Here is a 21,469-nt window from a genome sequence, read left to right on the forward strand (position 1 = left end):
AAAAGGGTTGATTATAATTTCGCTTCTTGTTTGATCTGTATCTTTTCTAGTAATTCTTGGACAGCATGAGGCTGGATAGTCCCTGTCTCCCATTCCATTGCATTGGCTATACCACAAGCACAAGCCCATTTAAGACAATCTTCAAGTGAATACTTTTTTTGCAGGCCATAAGCCATACCTGCCACCATGCTATCACCAGAGCCGACGGCATTTACAACTGGGACAGTGGGAATTTCGGCTCTCAAAATTTGATCGTCCCCCACAAGAATGGCTCCATCTTTCCCAAGAGATAGAAGTACATACCTTACCCCTTGAGCACATATATTTTTAGCGGCAGCAATTAGCTCATCTATCGATAAATTAGCTTGATTCATATATTTACAGAGTTCCGCTTTATTCGGTTTGATCAAAAATGGCTTTCCTTCAATCCCTTTTTCAAGTGCCTCTCCGCTTGTATCCAATAAAATTGGGATACGGGCGGCATGAGCCCATTCAGATATTTCTCGGTAATAAGAAACTGGAATACCAGAAACCAAACTTCCAGATGCGATGATCAGGCTCGCCTCACTCATAAGTTGTTTCAAAGTTTCTTCAAACTCTTCCTGCTCTTCTGCAGAGACGAACGGACCTTTTTCCATTAACTCTGTCTGGTTTCCGTTTTCCTCATCTAAAAAGGCAAGACATGTTCTCGTCTCATCCTTTATTTCAATAAAAGTTTGATCAAGTCCCTCATGTTCAAGTTGGTCCATAATCCATTTTCCATTAATCCCACCTAAAAATCCTGTACAAACAGGGCTATCCCCTAATCTTTTTAAGACACGAGAGACATTAAGGCCTTTTCCACCTGCTGTTTTTCTTCCACGCTCTACACGATGTCCATGTCCTATCCTAAAATGATTCACTTTGTAGGCGATATCTATCGCAGGATTTAAGGTAATTGTCACTATCATTTTTACAACCTACGCTTTCTGTGCGCTTTGACACATTATAATCTTACTTTTCACGACCTTCTTTAGATCAGCAATGGCCACACTAAAATATTTCCGTGGATCGTTTTCATCCTTATGAGCCAATAAATAGCTTCTTAATCCAGCAACATAGGCATTTTTTAATTCTGTTGCAACATTAACTTTACAAATTCCTAAGCGAATTGTTTCATGAACTAAAGTATCTGGAATTCCAGAGGCACCATGAAGAACTAGTGGAATATCAACTGCCTCATGAATTTCCCGCAAGCGCTCTAAATCTAATTTAGGTTCTCCCTGATATAAACCATGTGCTGTTCCAATCGCAACTGCCAAAGTATCAATACCAGTTCGCTCCACAAATTCCTTTGCTTGATCTGGATTAGTATAAATGGCGTCTTTCTCATCGACACTCATATCATCTTCCATTCCACTTAAGCGCCCTAGCTCTGCTTCAACAAGTACCCCCTTCGGCCGAGCATATGCAACTACATCTTGGACAATGCTGATATTCTCTTCAAAGGGATGATGACTCGCATCAATCATCACAGATCCAACTCCCAGATCAATCATTCTCTTAATATCAGCAACATTTTCATGGTGATCTAAATGGACTTCAAACGGAATTTTATACTTATTCCTAGCCGCTTCCATTATTCCAGCTAAAAATTCACCCCCTACATATTTAACTGTCCCTGGAGTAGCAGCCAATAGGACTGGAGATTGCATTTCCTCCGCCGTTTCAAGGACCGCCTTAGTAATTTCCAAATTATGAACATTAAAAGCAGGTATAGCATATTTCCCCTCTTGTGCTCGTTGAAAAATATTTAATGTTGATGTTGTCATTCTATATTTCCCCCTTAAAAGGATAGATTTGAACACCTTGAACAACCCGGCTAATTACACCTGTTGGGGATGGATTATCTGGTGAAATTCCAGTATGAAGTGATTTTTCATAAGCAAATAATTGGGCAAAAATTACATAAGGTAATGCAAGTGCAATATCTTCTATGTCAGATAAAGGAATCGTAATCTGGTAATCACTATATTTTTCAACTTCAACATCTTGTATACCAGAAATAGCAACAACTTTTCCTCTTTCTTCCGTTGCATAAATTTCTTTTAAAATATCAAGATCATATTTTCTCGTATACGAATGATTAGATAAATAGACAACCACCATTGTTTGAGAACTTAAAATCGATTTTGGTCCATGGCGAAACCCTAGGGATGTATCAAACATTGTTGGGAAACGTCCTGCTGTTAACTCAAGGAACTTAAGAGCGGACTCCCTAGCTAAGCCTTCGAATACACCTGAACCTAAATACACGATTCTAGAAAAATTTTCTTCTACTAATCTCGGGATCAGCTCCGTACATTTGTTTAGCATTTCTTTTCCAGCTTTAGAAACTTCGGTCATTGCCTTTGAAAAGTTTGCTTTATCCTCACTGAATAAATACAAAGCCGTCAAGACCATCGTAGAGTAACTACTTGTCATCGCTAATCCTTTATCATTAGACTCTTCCGGAAGAATAAGCACAAGTTGCCGATCTTCTCCCTGCTTACGTTTTGCGAGTGCTCCATCTTGATTACAGGTAATGGTAATCTCATAAAATTCATCCACAAGCTTTTCCGCTAATTCCACTGCTGCAACGCTTTCAGGACTATTACCGGAACGTGCAAAGGAAACCATAATTGTGGGAATGTCTTTGTCTAAAAATAAATACGGATTAGCTGTTAGATTCGTTGTCGAGATCGTCTCCGCTTCCCATCCCCTATTTCGAATGGCTCCGCGCACATGCGGATAAATCGTTTCACCGATAAATGCACTTGTTCCTGCACCTGTAAAAATAACCCTTACTTGGGAATGTTTTTGCTCAATGGCATGAAGGTATTGCTCCAATTTTCCCCTTTCCTCAGAAAACTGTTGAATCGTTTTAACCCACAATTCTGGTTGCTGCTCAATTTCTCTTCTTGTATGTGTCATTTCTTTTGAATAATTGTTCATTTCATATCCTTCCTCTCGTGTAGTGTTGTCATTACCAGTTAAATCTTTACTTACTCAGTGTTAGTTCAATTCCACTGAGTAGGTAAATTTGTCCCCCCTGGCAATTGTAGATGTATACTCTACAACCATTTCATCTTCATAAGTAAGTCTTTCGATTAATAAACTTGGCTCATTTTCATTTATTTGCAATAAATCAGCCTCTTCCTTTGTCGTAGGCACTGCTCGAAATCGTTCACTTGCCTTCGTTAAACGGACTTGATATAAGTCACGAAAAATCGTATACATTGGTTGTTTCTTTAGTGACTCCACTTGTAAATCTGGGAACTTACTTACAGGGAGATAAGAAATTTCGTATAGCATAGGTATATCATCTGCTAATCTTAAACGAGTAATTTTATATAATTGCTCTCCTTCTACAAGACCCATCTTGATTGCCAATTTACTTTCACAACCAATCCTTTCAAAGGCCAAAACTTTTGTTGAAGGAACTTTATTAATTTTCTTCATTTCCTCGGTAAAACTATAGAACTTAACCAAACTTTGATTAATAACTTTCGGGGAAACGAAAGTCCCTTTTCCATGCTGTTTGTATATATAATTTTCTTTTTCTAATTCCTGCATTGCTTGCCTTACGGTAGTACGACTGACATCGTACATCTCGCATAACTCCCGCTCTGATGGAAGGCGATCATGCTCTTTTAATTCGCCTGCATCTATCTTTCCCACAAGGATATCCATTAATTGATAATACAGGGGCAGCCGATTGTCTTTCTGCATCATTTCTCTCCTTTATCCAACCACATCATGTTGTCATTACCAGTATATTTATTTTATCATTATCTAAAAGGGAATGAAAGAGGAATCTTTGGAAATGTAATTATAAAGTTTCTTAAAGTTATAAAACTATGATTATCAAATTCTACGATTACTACTACTTTGTACTGAATTGTAGAATGATCTCCAAAGGGAGCGTTTTGGTGAAACGCCCCATTAATATTTTCTATATTGACAATGATTGTTCTACTTCATAATAGATATTGGCAATACGAGAATGATCGAAGTATTTTGAATACAAGTCTTCTAACTGTTCTAATACTGTCTGCGCCTCAGCTAAGTGTTTTTTTCCTAATTGCATTTGCTCTCGGTATTTCGCTTCAATATGAGCAATTTCTTCCGCAAAGGTTTCATCAGTCCCCGGTGCCACAGTAAGTTCATACATATCAATGATGGAGTCTCCGGGACGATCTGGGAAATATTCATGCGGAGAGGTACTATCAAAAACCGCCCAGCCTAGCTCACGGATTAACACCATATCAAGACTTTCCGGATCAAACCCACATTGATAAATCTCTAGATCATACCCATGCTTTTCTGCCTCTGCAACAACTTTCTTTAATAATGTTGATTTTCCTGTTCCAGCTCTCCCTTTTAAGAAATATCTATTTTGCAACCCCTCCGTAATATTGTCTACGAAATCCACAGCACCTACAGGAGTAGCAGCACCTAGGAAACGTCGCAATATCTTCGATTTTTTTGTTGTCACTTTATCCGTATCCGCAAATAATTTAGCTAGAAGGGCTTCTGTTACTTGATCGGCCTGAGTGAAGTTCATTCTTCCAATATAAATGTCTTCCCAATCATCGTGTATCCGCAGAGCTTTCGCATATGCCTTGTAGGCTTCAGCATACTGTTCTTGTATTTTTCTTTGTAATGAATCCAATATCTGCTGATTTTCTCCAAGATTTGCTGTCCGATCTTCTTGTTCAAGGTCAAGAGTTTCCCATTGTGGCCCCACATATTCCTCACCAATGATCCGGGGCGGATCTGCATCAATAATCGCAAAGCCCTTTTCACGAATAATAAATCCTTCAACTTGGTCAGGATGATTAGCTCTGTAAATAATTTCGATGAAGCATGCTTGATCTTTCCATTTATTTAACAGCTGTTCCATTATCTCTGATTTTTCCCGTTGAGATCTTCCGGTTAATAATAAAACTCTTTCTATATCCGCTAAATTCGAATCATATAGACTGTAGAAACCCTTAGCTGTATTTCCTCCTGCAAAATATCGTAAAATATTTTCGCTCATTTCATCATCTCCTATCCGATGAACTTCCTCCACACTAGCCTATGCGGTTAAATGTATTTCTGACATTCATCTTAAAACTTTCTCCATTAACAACAAAGGATTGGGAAGTAATAGGCAGTATGGCAAGTAAGGAATTAGAGCTATGTATATGAAATTTTGGTAAAGGTATGAAACAAAAGTGAGAGTCTGGACATTGAATTACGAAATGGATAAGCGAAAGTTCCTAGATCTCCCCTATAGTTTACTTTCCGATTTGTCTTGGCTCATAGACCACTTTTCAACTCGATTTTGAGGACATAGACCCCTCCTATGAACTCTGTTTCCGCCGGTTCACTCGATTTCGGGAACATAGGCCCCTTCTTTGAACTCTGTTTCCGCCGGTTCACTCGATTTCGGGAACATAGACCCCTTCTTTGAACACTGTTTCCGCCGGTTCACTCGATTTCGGGAACATAGACCCCTTCTTTGAACTCTGTTTCCGCCGGTTCACTTGATTTGGGGGACATAGGCCCCTTCTTTGAACACTGTTTCCGCCGGTTCACTTGATTTGGGGGATAGAGCCTTCCTATGAGCCTCTTTCCCTAGAAAAGCCAAATTTTGTATGTTTTTCCCATAACAAAATACATGTGCCTTAATAAACAAATAACTTTAGATCAACAAGGGATCTATTCCTTCCTCATGGCTTCAGAGGTTACAGAAGAACACGGCTAAGAGCGTGCCATCCTAACACAATGCCGATGAATTCATTCCTGAACATATTTGAAATTAGTCGCTGGATTTATCTTTAGCAAAGGTTATTATTATCACGCAAAAAAAGACGGCATTGTGCTCCCCAATGTCGTCTTTCTACTTAATCATCTCATTTTCGTGAACGGGAAGATTGGCTTTTTTGGATAAAGTGAATTGCCTCTCTCGTTTCATCTATTGAAGTAATTGCTTGTTCATATTGCTGAGAAGCTACACACATAAACAGGATATCGATTGCATGAAGTTGTGCAATTCTAGAAGAGGTTGCCCCACTGCGGAAAGTTGGTTCCTTTGTCGCTGAAATATATAAACGTATATCCGCCTGTTCTGAGACGATCGATGAGCCATATTTTGTTAGGCTAATCGTAGTGGCTCCCTGTTTATTAGCTAGTTCTAAAATTTTTGCTACTTCATACGTATTTCCAGAGAACGAAATTCCGACTACTACGTCATGTTTCTTAGCATTCGCTACAGACGTCGCTGCCATGTGGACATCATTGAAAGCTGTCGCATTTTTATTGATTCTGAGAAATTTTTGTTGAGCATCTTCCGCACTAATATAAGATGCCCCTACTCCAAAAAAGTGAACCGTTGGCGCTTTCTCAATCACCTTAATTGCTTTTGATAACTCATCTGCACTTAATAATTCTGCTGTTTCCTTTAATGTTTGGATACTATTCGCCGTCATCTTTTCAATAATAGAGTACTTCGATTCGTTCGGTTCAATATCCCGAATCTCATTAGAGGGCTCCTTTTGCAAATCTCCTGCAATTCGTAGTTTTAATTCCTGCAACCCTTTTAAATCAAGAGATTTACATAATCGGATGACTGCCGCACTGCTTGTTGAACTTCTTTTACCTAATTCACTCGCTGTTAATGAAATAGACTCCCTAGGATTTTCCAACATATATGAAGCAATTTTTCTTTCTGATGGGGGCAATTTTGGAAGCATTTCAGAAAGCATGACTAATCCACCTGTTGCATATGACATAGAATTCAATCCTAACTCAATGTTTTTTTCATTACATGGAACTGCCGAGTCACGGAAAAACCAGTTTTTTTATATAAATAGCCTGCAGCTGTTTTTTCACCTGTCCATAAAAACCATGCACCATGCAATCCTTCAGAGCGCATACTTTGCAGAGCTTCGTGTAATAGAATTTTCCCTAAACCTTTTCCTTGCTGATCTGGTGCAACGCCGAAGGGGCCAAATCTTTCTGGAATCCCTTCATAACCGCCATATATACAAAATCCTACCACTTTCCTTTCTTTTCTTGCAACTATAATCCTTTCCATTGGCAAACCTTGTAAAACACCTTCCCGTATTGCTCTTCCCCAATCAGGATTAAATACTTGATTTGCAAATTGAATCACTTCATATAAATCTCCATCTGCCGCCTGAGAAAAAGTATAATTCTCCTTTAGCCGCTTTTGTCTTAATTTTCGAACCTCTTGAGGATATTCATAGTTAACCAAATTTCGGTCCATTGCAACTGGAGAATATAGTTGCTCAAATCCTTGTTTTTGCAAAAATTTAAAGGCTGTAGGATAAGCTTTCTCATCAATTCCAGGCAAAATATAGTTGGGTGCATATGAGGCAAAATAGATATTTTTCCGACTTGCAGAGTGAAAAAATGTTATCACTTCTTCTAGTAACCTTGTTCCTATCCCTTGATTATGGAATTCAGGATGAACAAAGAAAAAAGGAATCCAGCCATTATCCTCTTCCAAATCTGTTCCATACATAGGTAGCAATCTCCTTATCCCATAGGCACAACCAATCATTTGCTCATTTTCGAAGACTAGACGCAAACCCTTTGGGTCAAAATTGGCGTCTAGGAGAACAAGCTGGCGGAACCTTTTGGCTGTAATCGGGTCTTTAGTTAAACTTTGATTCCATAGATCAACTAAATTCTCCTCATCCCCTGCTTCATAATGACGATACTGGAACATATTTTATCCCCCTTCTACTCCCATTTTCCGCTAATATAATAGATATGGTCCTCGCTGCTTTGCAAATTGTTCAAGCTGTTTCTGACAATCTTCTAAAAAGATTTGCGACTTCCCCTTTAAAATAATTTCGCGTAATGTACTGCTACCTGCGAGTAAATCGAAAAAGTATTTCCCTGTTTCGTTCTGGTTAAAGCGAAAATTATTTGGATACATTTCTGCTATTAACTCTAAGACGGTCAAACCCGTTTGGAAGGATTGGAACTGATGACGATCGACAATATGTAATTGCACTCCTTCACACACCTCGCCTTTATATTTCTGGATATTGGGCCTATAAGAAATCGGGCGAGCTAAAACACCAGGTAACTTTTTATCATTAAATGTTCTAGCAAAGTGGTAGCCATCCATAAAAGGAGCCCCTATATATTCAAATGGTTTTGTTGTTCCCCTTCCTTCCGAAATATTTGTCCCCTCGATTAAACAAGTTCCAGGATATAAGATCGTCATATCGACACCTGTCGTATTTGGCGAAGATGGCACCCAAAATAAGTCCGTTTCATCATAATATAAAGAGCGATCCCAGCCCTCCATTTGAATCACCGTCAAATTACAATGAATCCCCATTTCATAATTAAAGAATTGGGCCAGTTCCCCTACTGTCATGCCATGGCGATTTGGGATAGGATATAAGCCAACAAAAGAACGAATATCTTGTTCTATTAGATTCCCTTCCATTGGGATACCTGAAATCGGGTTAGGACGATCCAGAACAACAAATTGCTTGCCATATTCTGCACACGCTTCCATCGCATAAGCCATTGAATAAATGTATGTAAAATATCTCGAACCAATATCTTGTAGATCAAATACGATAGTGTCCACGGAATCTAACATTTCCTTAGTCGGCTTCTTTGTTTCTCCATATAAACTAAATACGGGTATACCCGTATAGGGGTCAATCGAGGATGCAACCTCTTCACCTTCTTTCGCATCACCGCGAATTCCGTGTTCAGGTCCATATAATGCGGTTAATTCAATCCCATCATGCTCATGAAATAAATCGATTGCAGGTATAAGTCTTCCATTTACCCCTGTTAAATTAGTTAGTAGTCCAATTCTCTTCCCCACAAATGTTTGATAATCTTTTTCCAAAAAAAGATCTAATCCGATCTTCATTTTTTCACCTCTCTCATTTACTAAACCTTTTTGCGGCTATTCAAAAACGAGGGTAAACTGGACGAAGTTAGCTGAAGTACAGCCAGCAATTCCAAGGCTAACCCCCAAAACATCTCTATGCTTAGTCAACTTCCTCTTCATAATACATCATGTTCACCAGACTTTTTGAACGTCTCTATCTCCTTACAATTCATAACCAGGAATATAGGCTCCTTTACGTACATTGCTACCAGTTGGGAACTTTAAGGTTTGGGCATATTTTGTACGATTCACACAGCCTCTTACAGTTCCTAATGCTTCATAATAATCGTAATAGCGAAAAGAAGAAGAATTCATAATGAACCAATAATGGGATAGAGCTTCCAAGTAGGTAGCAAACTCTTCAGATACATCTACATATATATCTGGAACATACCCCTCCATATCCTCCCAATTTTCACTATGGTAAATCCCATAATAATGAGGTGGTAACCCTTCCAGATCGAATCCAGGTAAACCTGCCTTTAATTGAGCGGCCTGCACAATTTTACAGCATAGGGCATGATCAGAGTGGATACTATTTTCCCAATGAGTAATCACAACATTTGGTTTAATTCTCCTTAGCAGAGTGGCAACTCTTGTTATAATCTCATCATCAAAGACAAGTTCAGCATCTTTATAATCTAAAGTGATTGTCTCGACTCCGAGCACCTCCGCCACCTTCTCAGATTCGGCTATTTTTTGCTTGCGGTAATCCTCCACTGATATATGCGGAGGATTCCCTTTCTCCCCTGCTGTTAGATGAACAAATGTCACTTCATGCCCAGCCTTGGCATACTTATGAGCAATGGCACCTGCTTGAATTTCTGCATCTCCGCAATGAGCTCCAACTACAGCTAGTTTCATCAAAACTCCTCCTATCGAATTCTTTATTGTTCATTAATCAAAATGGGATGCTTCTCAGATTGCTCGTTTTTCTGTTGATGATGTAATTGAAGATTGTTCGTTGCATTTAAAACAAAGACAGCTAACATTCCAATATATAGTAGAAAGAAGCCAATCACTGTTAATGATAATAATGCTGTTACAGAAAGGATTTGGATAAATAAACCGATCGTATATCCCTTGTGTTGCATGAAATGCTTGATTGATTGATTCATAGCGGCAAAGGTACCCAAATCCTTGATCACAAGGAATGGAATGGCATACACTTGGGTAGCTAGAAATGTTAAGCAGAAATAGGTTTGAAAGGTAGCAAAGATAAAAATAAAGTAACTATCATTGATTTTTAAATAATACCACCATTCAGATATAGGAATGAGTACAGCAAGTAGGAAAAAGACACTTAACAATAACGCCCTTTTATAATAGCGAAAGAAAAAGCGGACAAACAAGGCAAGGGATGCCTTGTTTTTTGATAATAAGTGATGAATGACGGCATAAACGGCAACTGTAACCGGTATAAAGGTAAGGGCAAAAAAGATTAAAGCTAAATGATATGGAAGAATAAAAAGAACTGGAACAAGGAATAAAGACCAACCTACACTAACACCCATGACCGTTAAAATATTAATGAAAATTTGATGTCCTGTTTTTTTTAGTAGTTTACTAATTGATAACATGGAGATCCCCCTTCCTAGATTATTAAATCCTTTGCTGTGTTTCCGGATCAAATAACTGCATTTTCTTTAAGTTAAAATATAAATCTACTTGGGTAAGTGGTTTATATTTTGCATCTGCACTTACTCTGCCAGTTAATTGATCATTACCAATATCAAAATAGATTAGCAATTCTGCGCCTAAATGTTCCACTACTTTTAAATTCGCTTTGATGACATTCTCAGTCGGTACAGATGGCATAAGTTGTGTCGATAAGATATCCTCTGGACGAATACCCATGATCACTTCTTTCCCATCGTACTTCTTGTAACCTACTAATTTCCCCTTAGGTACGGTAAATGTATGTGTAGCTGTATGGAGTTGATTCCCCTCTAAACGTGCCTTCGCAAAGTTCATCGGCGGTGATCCGATAAATCCAGCCACGAACATATTATTAGGATTTTCATATAACTCCTCTGGTGTGGCAATTTGTTGAATTTTTCCGGCATTCATGACAACAATCCTTTGTCCCAGTGTCATAGCCTCTACCTGATCGTGAGTAACGTAAATAATCGTCGCGCCTAATCGTTTATGCAATTCTGATAGCTCTACTCTCATCTGCACACGCAGTTTCGCATCGAGATTACTAAGAGGTTCGTCAAACAGGAATACACTTGGATTTCTTACAATGGCCCGCCCCACTGCAATTCTTTGTTTCTGTCCACCACTTAATTCTCGCGGCTTCCGATCTAATAAATTCTCAATACTTAAGATGGAGGCAGCTTCTGTAATTTTCTTTTCTATTTCTGCCTTCGGGGTTTTTAAATTTTTCAAACCGAATGCTAAATTTTCTCTGATCGTCATATGTGGATAAAGGGCGTAATCTTGGAATACCATGGCTATATCTCGATCCTTTGGATGGACTTTATTCACTAAACGATCTCCTATATATATATCACCGCTTGTTTGACGCTCCAGACCAGCAACCATCCGAAGGGAAGTTGTTTTCCCACATCCAGACGGCCCGACAAATACTAAAAATTCCTTATCATGTACGACAAAATTGGCATCATTGACCGCCAATACCTTTCCCTTATTCGCATCTTCAAATTCTTTTACGATATTCTCAAATTTCACTTCAGCCATTATTTTGCCCCTCCTAACCTTTCACAGCTCCAATTGTAATTCCCTGTAAGAAATATTTCTGTAATGCTAAGAAAACAATAATCATGGGTACGGCACTGCATACTGCGCCAGCCATCATCGCTCCATAATCTTGCAAGTTTTCAAAACGAAAACTCGTCAAACCAACCTGAAGCGTTCTCATACTATTTGTGTTCGTAATTAAAAATGGCCAAAAAAAGTTGTTCCAATGAGCCACAAAGGTAAAAATCCCTAAAACGGCCAGACCTGGCTTAGAAATTGGTAAAATAATTTTCCAAAAAATTCCAAATTCACTACAGGCATCAATTCTGCCTGCATCAATTAAAGAGCTAGGCAAAGAACCCATGAATTGTCTCATTAGGAAGATACTACCAACTGCCACCATTCCAGGTACAATAATGCCAAAATAAGTGTTCTCCATTTGGAAACTATCGACAACTAAAATATATAGTGGTATAAGCGTAACTTGCCCCGGGATCATCATCGATGATAATAAAACCCAAAAGATAGCATTTCTTCCTGGAAAGCGTAGCTTTGAAAAGGCGTAACCTGCTAATGATGCAAAGAATACATTAATCACTGTACTGACCGTGGCAATAATCGTACTATTTAAAAACCAACGTCCTAGACCACCAACCTGAAAAATCCGCTTATATGCATCCAAGGTTGGATTTTTAGGAATAAGTTCAGGTGGTACCGATGTAATAGCCGATGAATCCTTAAATGAGGAAGAAATCATCCATAGCAATGGCACAAAGGTAAACACAGCCCACAAAACAAGTAATAGATAGACGATCGTAAGGCCAATACGCTTCCAAATCTTTCTTTGCAAATCCTTTTTTTCGTCTAATCTTACTTGATATTGGGATTCAGTTGCGGATTTTAGCTCCATCTTTATCCCCCCTAGTATTCAACGTCACTGGCCATGTATTTAAACTGCAATACAGATATCACAATGATGATAAAACCTAAAATAAAGGCTTCTGCTGCAGCAAGGCCAAACTGATAATATTCAAAAGCATGTTGGTAAATAAGGAACGCGATAGTTGTTGTAGCAAAGTTTGGTCCTCCCTGTGTCATAACATACGTTGCTTCAAAAACTTGGAAAGAACCGATGACACCTGTTATCAACATATAAAGTGTTGTCGGCTTCAATAGTGGCCAAGTAATATTTTTCAGCTTAGACCACCAGCTCGCCGCATCAATATCCGCCGCTTCATAAAGTGACTTTGGGATCCCTCCCATTGCTGCTAAATATAAAATAACTCCACTCCCATGTCCCCCGATATAAGTCATTAACATAAGAGAAAATAAAGCCGATTTAGAACTTGCTAACCATAATTGGTGGTCAAAACCAAACCATCCTAACACAATGTTGACAAGCCCTGACTGTGTTGGATCAAACATCCATAACCAGATCAAGGACATTGTAATCCCTGAGGTAACAGCAGGTAGGTAAAACGATGCCTTAAAGAAAGTTTGTGATCTTTGATTGAGCGGAAAAATCATTAAAGAAAGAAAAAAAGTAATAATAATATTGACTGGGACTGTTCCTAATGTATAAATGGTTGTGTTTTTCATGGCCTTCCAAAATATTTCATTCTTCAATAGATACTTATAATTATCCAGTCCAATAAATTTTGATTCCATAATCCCATATTCTTGGAAACTCATCACAAACGCTGTGATAAGAGGATAGACTGTGAAGATGAGAAATAGCAGTAAAGGTAATGCTATAAAGGCATAACACCAACCATAATCTTTAATAAATTGTTTAAAGCTTCCCCCATTGGAGGTAGACTTCACCACTGAAGTGGCCATTACTTCATCTCCTTTCTGAACAAAACGCAAGCGCCTGTTTAGCGACGTACAAACTTTTATAATAAGGATGAACAGCTAAAGACGCGCCGTCCTTTCGCAACGCTGTTCTGACCAACATCCTGTTGGCCTAAGATAAAGGAAACACAGTGTGCCTGAAAGGCGAACTGATGTTGACTGATCGTAGGAAGATACTGAAAGTTTGCTAGGCGCTGGAGCTGGACGATTATAATCTCCATATAAACTTATCCACAAGGTAGAAATTTATAATTTTCTACACAGGAACAAAAACGCAAGGTCGCCACGTCTTGTGGCAAAGTTGATCCGAGTCGTATTTCCTGAAATGAGGCTGGGACATAACTAAATGCTAAGCCTCAAAAGCGAATATTGCATTTCCTTATCGGCGGGAATATACGTAAACTCCTGCGGGAAGTAAGAGTTCGACAAGACCCCGGAGGCTTGCCGCTGGGAAACGCAGGCTAAATTTGCGCCATCCTGGCGCAGCGCCTGCATGACCCACATCCTGTAGGCCTTCGGAAAGCAAAGTATATTTCCGGAGTGGTTATTTTCACGCTAAAAGTTCGGACTTTACTTAAGCGAAAACACTTTTGTCCCAGCCTCATTGTGCTAACGGCTTCTACTTAAGAAGTTGATCGGCCACTTTCGTCCATTCTTCCACTGCTTCTTCTGGTGTTAGTTCACCTGAGATAAACCCTTGGAATTTCGGTGTAATTCCATCATTTTTAAGCTGTGCATATTTCTGTGCTAAATCTGGGTCTAATTTCGCCCCAGGGACTACATAATCCAATGTCCTCTGGATAAATTGGCCATTCTCTGTTTCAAGCTGGAGTAAGTCTGCATACATTTCTTGGCCGGACTTTCTTGCAGGTGGGATAAACATCGTTGCAGCTGCAATACTCGATTTTGTTCCTGTTAAATGCTTTAATACTTTGGCTGCGTTTTCAGTATGTTCATCACCTTTGTATTTTTTCTGCTTAAACAACCACATTCCACCACCGCCACCAGTAGCGACTTCCTTCTCCCCTTCATTATGTGGGAATGGCAGTAAGACAAAATCGATTTTTTCTCCATCTATTTTTCCGGCATCGATTTCTTCATTACGATTATCATTAAATCTAACTTGATAAGGACCTGTACGTCCGTAAATACCTACTTCTACATCTCCAAACATATCAATTACTTTTTGACTATCAAATCCAGCTGTTTCTTTTGGCATAATGCCTTCATCCATCATTTTTTTCATGAATTCCATTGTTTCAATTGCTTTATCGCCATCCCAAAGAAACTTCCCATCTTCATCAACAGTACGTAGAACGCCATTATTCCTCATTAGATGTTCGTACGTTTCAGTATCACCAGCGGTAGAAAATCCATAGATTTTTTTGCCGTCCTTGTTCTTCATTTTGGAAATCTTGTCAGCAATCTCGTAAAATTCTTGCCAAGTCCAACCATCTTTCATGATTTTATCAACATCCGCTCCAGCCTCTTCCATTAACCCACGGTTCCCACCCCAAGTATGAATCGAGATCCATTGGGAGATCGCCCAGAGATTTCCATCAGTAGAAAAGTTATCAATCGCAAATTGCTCCATATCTTCCCAATCTTCATCAGTCATGTAATCATCAAGAGGGACCGCTAATCCTGTGTCAATAAATTTTGTCTCCATAACAGAGAAAAAGATATCTGGAGGATTACCAGAATTCAAGGCTACATCAAATTTCTTCGGACCCTCTGCCCAAGATAATATTTCATGTTCAACTTTAATGTCTGGATTTTCTGCTTCTACCTCTTTAATTAGTTCGATCAAATCTTCTTCATAGCTTTGCTGCCCTGTCTCTTCATTCTCGCGATAATGTGGATAAGTCCAAACCGTGATCACATCTTTTTTGCCTTTTTTCTTACCATCGCCACCAGAACCATCAGCCTCTTTCCCACTACAACCTGACACGATTAACAGTAATGCTACAATCAAAATTAAGAACTTTTTCATTTTCCTCCCCCTTGCATTTCATTCTTATTCCATGCTGATTCACTACTGTTCCCTCACCCCCTTCGCTGATAGGTGAGAATGTATTAAATTATGCAATCTAGGTCTTAGGCGAAGAATGCCATTTTGATTTTTGGCATGTACCCGATTGGTTAATAGAATTACCGTTATCTTTGACAGCGGATCGAACCAGATACTTGTTCCGGTATATCCTGTATGCCCATATGTTTGGCGAGATAAAAGATCGCCACTCGCCAATGCTCCTTCACTTTGCAATTGCCACCCTAAACCTCTTCCCTCTCGGTCATATGGAGTAAAATTTGTTCTAGCCAAGTCTAAAACTGATTTATCTAAAATCCCTTTTTGATTGTAAGCCCCTTCATTTTCAATCATGGAAGCGAATTTAGTTAAATCATTGAGCGTAGAGAAGAGCCCAGCATGCCCGCTTACACCACCGATCGCTTCTGCATTTTCATCATGAACAATTCCATATTTAAAATCATGAAGTTCATCAGAATAGACTGTGGCCGCAAATCGCTCCTTAGGTAAGGACAGATTAAAGCCTGTTTCCTTCATATCTAAAGGCTTAAAAATATATTGGTCTACAAAACTTTCAAAAGATTGTTGGCTTATCTCTTCAATGATTCTCGCTAATAATATGAACCCTAGATCACTATAAATCACTCTTTTCCCTGGTTCTTCTACTAAGGTGTCAGCACATATTCTCTCGATAATTTGCCCCTTTGTTATATTTTCTAAATAAAATCTTCGGTGAGCAGCCAAGCCAGAAGTATGAGTTAATAAATGCTCAATTCTGATTTCTTCCTTCCCATTATTTCCAAAGCGTGGTAGGAAATAGGAAACCCGGTCCTTTAAGTGAAATGCTCCTTCACCTAATAACTTTAATAAAGCTGGAAGTGTCGCGACTACCTTTGTTAAAGAAGCAAGATCATAAATCGTTGCTTCTTCAACTGGTTGTGGCGATGGATGCAAAGTCCGTGAGCCAATACATTCTTTCACGATCATTTGGCTATTTCTAGAAACTGAAATGCATGCCCCAGGAATATTGGCAGCAGTTATTTCTCTTTCTAGAAAAGTTAAAACTTTTTCCCTTAATTGATTATCTAACATATTAACCATTGGTTTGTTGTGCAAGTTCAATCGCCTTCCTTACAAAACCTTTTGCTTGATCTATATAAGCGACAGCTTCTTCATATGAGACTTCAGCCTCCAACATAACGATGGCTGGTTTCACCTTTAGATTCGTTTCCTCCAATGCTTTTTTAGCTTCTTCAAACGTCTTCCCAGTAATAGTCATTAGCATAGTCCGCGCTCTGTCCACTAACTTACTATTTGTTGGCTGCACATCAATCATTAGATTCTCATAAGCTTTCCCCATTTTAATCATAGAGACCGTTGTAAACATATTCAGCACCATCTTATGAGCGGTCGCTGCCTTTAATCTTGTCGAGCCCGTCAATACCTCTGGACCAACAATTACTTCAATAGAGTAATCAGCAAGCTTTCCAATGGGTGAACCATGATTACAAGTAAGCCCAATCGTTTTCACACCAAGCGATCGAGCATATTCAAGTGCTCCAATCACATAGGGAGTTCTCCCACTCGCAGCAATTCCCACTACAATATCTTTGGCGGTTAGCTTTTTTTCTTTTAAATCCTGTGCTCCTCCTTCTGGATGGTCTTCTGCACCTTCCACCGCCACAAACATAGCTTGATTACCACCTGCGATAATTCCTTGCACCATTTCAGGTGGGGTATAAAACGTAGGTGGACACTCCGCAGCATCTAAAATCCCCAATCTTCCACTAGTTCCGGCGCCAATATAAAATAGTCGCCCCCCTTGTTGTAAAGCATGATAGATTTGATCCGTCGCTTCAGCGATTGAGGGTACGACAGATTTTACTGCCTCAATAACCTTTTCATCCTCCTCATTCATAAGCTGGATCATTTGTAAGGTGGACATTTGGTCAATATCCTTTGAATTTTCATTTACTTGTTCCGTTGTTAATTCCGAAAGTTTTATTTTCATTTCAACACGCCTTTCCTATGTCATGGGGTTGGATGATCTACTAATGGCTTCCGGTAGCTCTTATATTCCTTCCAAATCTCGTAACCTAATTTCGCATAAAAATTGACTAATCCCGTCCAATCAATCACAATTCTATTAATCTTTCTTTCTCTTAAAAAATAACAAGCTGCTTGAACTACAGCCAATCCATAACCATTCCCACGTTCACCTTGATCTATACCAAGTGGTCCAATCCCTCCAAGTGGTTCCCGAAACAAGGGAGCCCAATAGACATTTTGAGCAATCATTGGAGAATGTTGATCATTCAATCTGGAAAACCCTATAATTCGACCTTCCTTTTTCAGCACAACAAATTCCCGACCTGTTCCGCCTTTATCAAAATAATGAATGGCTTCATATTCCCATCTTCCTGGAAATACTCTTTTTAAAAATTGCAGAAATTCTTCTTTCTCTGCTAATGTTAAAAGTTCTGCCTCTACATTATGGAATCTAGGTTTTTCAATGAACTCATTCTCCTGATAGATTTTTATTAAATCATAATCTGTGGAAATGTTCTGGTACCCTTTTCTTTCAAACCATTGAATAGACTTTTGTGCTTGCACCGGTATTCCTGGGAAGTAATGCCATGGATCTCGCCCCAGTAAAATCTCCGTCGCACCGTCTTCTAGTACAGCTTGCTCCGCATGCGTTAATAAAGACGTGCCAATCCCTTTACCTTGATATTCTGAACTTACTAATAATACTTGTATCCAGGCAGCATATCGGTTCATCTCTATTGCCAGCTCCTCCTGCCAGCGCTTACAAATAATAATCCCAACAACTTCTTCATTTTCATTAACTGCCATGAAGGAGGCTTTCAAAAACACATTTTCATCATCAACACTATTTTGCTTAAATAATTCCTTCCGCATCGGAAATTCAGTGCCCCACTCTGTATTCCAGAGTAGAACAAACTCATCTATTCTACTCATTTCTATTGGAATGATCCTCATATGTGACCTCCACTATGCAATGAATTAAGCTACTTCCACAGTATCATGACTAAAATTTAATTTCAATATATTTTGTTAATTCATGTAAAAACATTTCAACACCTCCATATTTTGCCTTACAACATCTAAATAAACCTACCCCCAGGTAATGGAGCCTAACACAACAGCTTTGGAAGCGCCTGTTGCTTTAGGTACATTTGCTGGCTGAAGATTCATTGTTTCATTACCCAAGATAGCAAAAGCAATCGCCTCCTTCGCTTCTGATGAAAAGCCAAGATCCTCTTGGGTGCGAACGGTAATATCAGGCAAAAGTTCTTGAATAAATTGCAATAAAGTTTGATTTAAACTACCTCCCCCTCCCACAATGATTTCATCAATTGAAAACCGCGGAAGGATAAATCTTTGATAGCCATCTGCAATAGATTTTGCGGTGAAATAGGTTGTCGTAGCAATAAGATCATTCGCTGTCATTTGCTGGTGTTCCCGAATAATTTTCTCGGTAAAGTGTTGGCCAAATTCTTCCCTGCCTGTAGACTTAGGTGGTGGTTTAGTGAAGAACCCACTCTCCATCCAAGTGTCTACAATGGGATAATGTACTTTCCCCAAAGCTGCCCACTTGCCCCCATCATCAAATGGTTCACCTTTTACTATCTGACAAATTTGGTCAATAATCATGTTTCCGGGCCCTGTATCAAATGCTAATAAATCATCCAACACCCCCTCTTTTGGAATCGCCGTCACATTCCCAATTCCGCCAATATTTTGCAATGCAACTCCCTTGTCTTCACTTCGATATAGAAGATAATCTGCATATGGAACAAGTGGTGCTCCTTCTCCACCAGCAGCCATATCCATTGAGCGAAAATTTGAGATTACATTCACCCCGGTCTCATAAGCGATCACTGCCGGCTCCCCAATTTGCAAAGTTGATCTTTCATACCTCCCTTCTCCGTGTGGCAAATGATAAATTGTCTGCCCATGTGAAGCAATAAAATCTAATTTTTCCAGCGGGAGATCCGCTTTCCTGCATACTTCCTGCACAGCATTTGCAAATAAATAGCCTAACCTAAAATTCAAATGACAAACTAAGGGCACATTAGAATGTTCAGGGTCCGTGCATCGAAGAATATCTTCCCTGTCCCTTTTTGAAAAGGGTAATGTAATAAAATGAAGTAATTCAACTTCTGTTTGCTGTCCAGATCCATTGATACGCACAAGAGCCGCATCAACTCCATCAATCGATGTGCCAGACATTAGTCCAACTGCTAATTTAGCTATGATCTCTACCTCCTACTCCTCTTCTATATAATGGGATGCAAGAGAAAGTGCACCAGTTGCTGATACATTTTTTTCATCCCGAATCCACTCAACATCACCTACCATCGAAGAAAGAACCTTTTCATATTCTGATTGGACATACAAGTTTTTTTCTAGAAGCGAGCCTTTACTAGCGAGCTTTAGAGGACGAGCCAATTGCAATTTATGATATAAGCGAGCTGTTTGCTTCGCCAACTCTTGCCCTGCCCGATAAAAATGTTCCCGCGCTTCCTGATCCCCTTTTACAGCTTCACTAAAAACCACAACTGATAATGCCGCAATTTCTCCCTTATTCGCCTGGTATATGAATTCTTTTATCTCTTCTGCCCGTTTCGCGCTAATTTCATGCAATAAAACTCGTGATAATGAAGAATGAGGGCAAGCTTGGTCTGCTTCCGCGGTAATTTTTCGAAATGCTTGCATGACTACATGATATGAGCTTCCTTCATCACCGAGAAGATGCCCCCATCCTCCCGTGTACCCCTCCTTATCTCCATTTCGTCCATAAGAAATCGAACCTGTTCCTGCAATCGTTAAAACCCCATCCTCATTTCCTAACATGGCATGATAAGCCAATATAGCGTCATTTACTAGAATAATTGGAAGTAAGGTTCTCTCCCGCAAAAACCTTTCAAGCCTTACTCGATGATTCTTCGCCTCAATCCCTGCAATTCCCGCAACAATCACCTTACATCTTTCACCATATATACTACCTAAACATTTTGTAATCGCTTTCCATATATGGCATGAAGCTTCTTGAAAATCCACTTGTAGATTTCCAAATCCTACCTCCACTGAGAAAAGGATGTTTTTTTGCCGATCCATAATAATGGCGTTTGTTTTCGTTCCACCCGCATCAATACCAATTATGTAGGTCATAAACATACCCCTTCAATATCTAATTTTAAATTTCATCTAATTATATCTATCTATAAAATTATATTTCACAACTATTTTAATATGCCCATCTTTTTATTTCAATACATTTTCGGAAAATTCTTTTCAAAATAAATTTTATAGCTTCTTTTCCTTTGATTGAACATATTTGCCTGTTAAATGGCTAAACAATAAAGAGAATACAACAAGCAGTACATCGTTCGTCTTATATTTTTAGTTCTAACCCAGCATCTGCTCCTCCGAATAGCCAATATAAATTTATTAATAGGAATATCACTTGCTTTATGCAGGCTTCCTGTACCGCTCGTGGTGAAGGGGCCTTCAATAGGGATTCAGCAATCGACTTTTTTAAAAAAGAGGAGGAGCCTCCAAAAAAGTCAGTTTGACCTTGTTGGACTGCCCCTCTTTATCCATCCACTTCATCCAATTTTTTATTCCACCTCTGTAACTCTAATTCTATTTCTGCTAGCTGTTTTTCCAAAGGGTGTAAGTTCCCCTTTACATACTCTAGTTTTTCTAAATCATGTTGTAATCGTACATAATCCGCCTTTAAATCCTCAATTTTATAGAGAATTTCTTTTTTATTCATAAGATCACCCTCTTCATAATAATTCGTATTGTCAAATAATCTATAGTAAAAAGTTAATAACCCCTTGATTTATAGGGGAATGAATGCAAAAAACTTGCCACCCCCTGAATTTTAAGGT

At 39.0% G+C, this 21,469-nt stretch carries 20 protein-coding genes; all 20 read right to left on the minus strand.

Annotation, left to right across the window (positions count from 1 at the left end; genetic code table 11):
- Positions 1 to 11: 11 nt before the first annotated feature.
- Complete coding sequence (gene pfkB / locus J2Z23_RS19030; protein WP_209974857.1) at positions 12 to 944, minus strand: 1-phosphofructokinase; 933 nt, start codon at positions 942 to 944, stop codon at positions 12 to 14.
- A 15-nt stretch (positions 945 to 959) separates the two neighbouring features.
- Complete coding sequence (gene gatY, locus J2Z23_RS19035) at positions 960 to 1,811, minus strand: tagatose-bisphosphate aldolase subunit GatY (RefSeq protein ID WP_064468814.1); 852 nt, start codon at positions 1,809 to 1,811, stop codon at positions 960 to 962.
- Between the two features lies 1 nt (position 1,812).
- Positions 1,813 to 2,973: an SIS domain-containing protein gene (locus tag J2Z23_RS19040; RefSeq protein WP_064468813.1), complete on the minus strand. Its 1,161-nt coding sequence runs from the start codon at positions 2,971 to 2,973 to the stop codon at positions 1,813 to 1,815.
- A 60-nt stretch (positions 2,974 to 3,033) separates the two neighbouring features.
- Positions 3,034 to 3,753 (minus strand): GntR family transcriptional regulator, encoded by a 720-nt coding sequence (locus tag J2Z23_RS19045; RefSeq protein WP_209974859.1) that lies wholly within the window; start codon positions 3,751 to 3,753, stop codon positions 3,034 to 3,036.
- Positions 3,754 to 3,973: 220 nt separating this feature from the next.
- Positions 3,974 to 5,062, minus strand: a complete 1,089-nt coding sequence (locus J2Z23_RS19050; protein WP_209974861.1) for a hypothetical protein — start codon at positions 5,060 to 5,062, stop codon at positions 3,974 to 3,976.
- A gap of 859 nt (positions 5,063 to 5,921) precedes the next feature.
- Positions 5,922 to 6,800: a MurR/RpiR family transcriptional regulator gene (locus J2Z23_RS19055; protein ID WP_165589616.1), complete on the minus strand. Its 879-nt coding sequence runs from the start codon at positions 6,798 to 6,800 to the stop codon at positions 5,922 to 5,924.
- A gap of 11 nt (positions 6,801 to 6,811) precedes the next feature.
- Complete coding sequence (locus tag J2Z23_RS19060; RefSeq protein WP_057985671.1) at positions 6,812 to 7,762, minus strand: GNAT family N-acetyltransferase; 951 nt, start codon at positions 7,760 to 7,762, stop codon at positions 6,812 to 6,814.
- 30 nt (positions 7,763 to 7,792) lie between these two features.
- Positions 7,793 to 8,938, minus strand: coding sequence for an exo-beta-N-acetylmuramidase NamZ family protein (locus J2Z23_RS19065; RefSeq protein WP_057995573.1), 1,146 nt, complete (start codon positions 8,936 to 8,938; stop codon positions 7,793 to 7,795).
- Between the two features lie 183 nt (positions 8,939 to 9,121).
- The gene (locus J2Z23_RS19070; protein WP_057985675.1) at positions 9,122 to 9,823 is read right to left on the minus strand and encodes a PIG-L deacetylase family protein; all 702 of its coding nucleotides are present in this window, start codon (positions 9,821 to 9,823) and stop codon (positions 9,122 to 9,124) included.
- Between the two features lie 23 nt (positions 9,824 to 9,846).
- On the minus strand, positions 9,847 to 10,539 hold the full coding sequence (locus tag J2Z23_RS19075; protein ID WP_057985676.1) for a YesL family protein: 693 nt from the start codon (positions 10,537 to 10,539) through the stop codon (positions 9,847 to 9,849).
- A 22-nt stretch (positions 10,540 to 10,561) separates the two neighbouring features.
- The gene (locus tag J2Z23_RS19080; protein WP_057985678.1) at positions 10,562 to 11,662 is read right to left on the minus strand and encodes an ABC transporter ATP-binding protein; all 1,101 of its coding nucleotides are present in this window, start codon (positions 11,660 to 11,662) and stop codon (positions 10,562 to 10,564) included.
- Positions 11,663 to 11,675: 13 nt separating this feature from the next.
- Positions 11,676 to 12,572 carry a carbohydrate ABC transporter permease gene (locus J2Z23_RS19085; protein ID WP_082881466.1) on the minus strand — a complete coding sequence of 299 codons (897 nt, stop codon included), beginning with the start codon at positions 12,570 to 12,572 and terminating at the stop codon, positions 11,676 to 11,678.
- Positions 12,573 to 12,583: 11 nt separating this feature from the next.
- Positions 12,584 to 13,501: a carbohydrate ABC transporter permease gene (locus tag J2Z23_RS19090; RefSeq protein WP_057985680.1), complete on the minus strand. Its 918-nt coding sequence runs from the start codon at positions 13,499 to 13,501 to the stop codon at positions 12,584 to 12,586.
- Positions 13,502 to 14,135: 634 nt separating this feature from the next.
- Complete coding sequence (locus tag J2Z23_RS19095; protein WP_057985683.1) at positions 14,136 to 15,509, minus strand: ABC transporter substrate-binding protein; 1,374 nt, start codon at positions 15,507 to 15,509, stop codon at positions 14,136 to 14,138.
- Between the two features lie 42 nt (positions 15,510 to 15,551).
- A complete protein-coding gene (locus tag J2Z23_RS19100; protein ID WP_238456223.1) occupies positions 15,552 to 16,661 on the minus strand; it encodes a serine hydrolase domain-containing protein in 1,110 nt (369 codons plus the stop codon).
- Entirely contained in the window at positions 16,639 to 17,556 is a 918-nt protein-coding gene (murQ, locus tag J2Z23_RS19105) for an N-acetylmuramic acid 6-phosphate etherase (RefSeq protein ID WP_057985685.1), read from the minus strand. Before murQ ends, J2Z23_RS19100 begins: the two co-directional genes overlap by 23 nt.
- 20 nt (positions 17,557 to 17,576) lie before the next feature.
- Positions 17,577 to 18,548, minus strand: coding sequence for a GNAT family N-acetyltransferase (locus tag J2Z23_RS19110; protein WP_057985687.1), 972 nt, complete (start codon positions 18,546 to 18,548; stop codon positions 17,577 to 17,579).
- A 135-nt stretch (positions 18,549 to 18,683) separates the two neighbouring features.
- Positions 18,684 to 19,826 (minus strand): anhydro-N-acetylmuramic acid kinase AnmK, encoded by a 1,143-nt coding sequence (gene anmK / locus J2Z23_RS19115; RefSeq protein ID WP_082881465.1) that lies wholly within the window; start codon positions 19,824 to 19,826, stop codon positions 18,684 to 18,686.
- A 12-nt stretch (positions 19,827 to 19,838) separates the two neighbouring features.
- Complete coding sequence (locus J2Z23_RS19120; RefSeq protein WP_057985691.1) at positions 19,839 to 20,744, minus strand: BadF/BadG/BcrA/BcrD ATPase family protein; 906 nt, start codon at positions 20,742 to 20,744, stop codon at positions 19,839 to 19,841.
- Positions 20,745 to 21,168: 424 nt separating this feature from the next.
- On the minus strand, positions 21,169 to 21,351 hold the full coding sequence (locus J2Z23_RS19125) for an SE1832 family protein (RefSeq protein WP_064468894.1): 183 nt from the start codon (positions 21,349 to 21,351) through the stop codon (positions 21,169 to 21,171).
- Positions 21,352 to 21,469 lie beyond the last annotated feature (118 nt).

This window comes from Lederbergia galactosidilytica, from assembly GCF_017873565.1.
In the GTDB taxonomy this organism is placed as follows: Bacteria; Bacillota; Bacilli; order Bacillales; family Bacillaceae_C; genus Lederbergia; species Lederbergia galactosidilytica.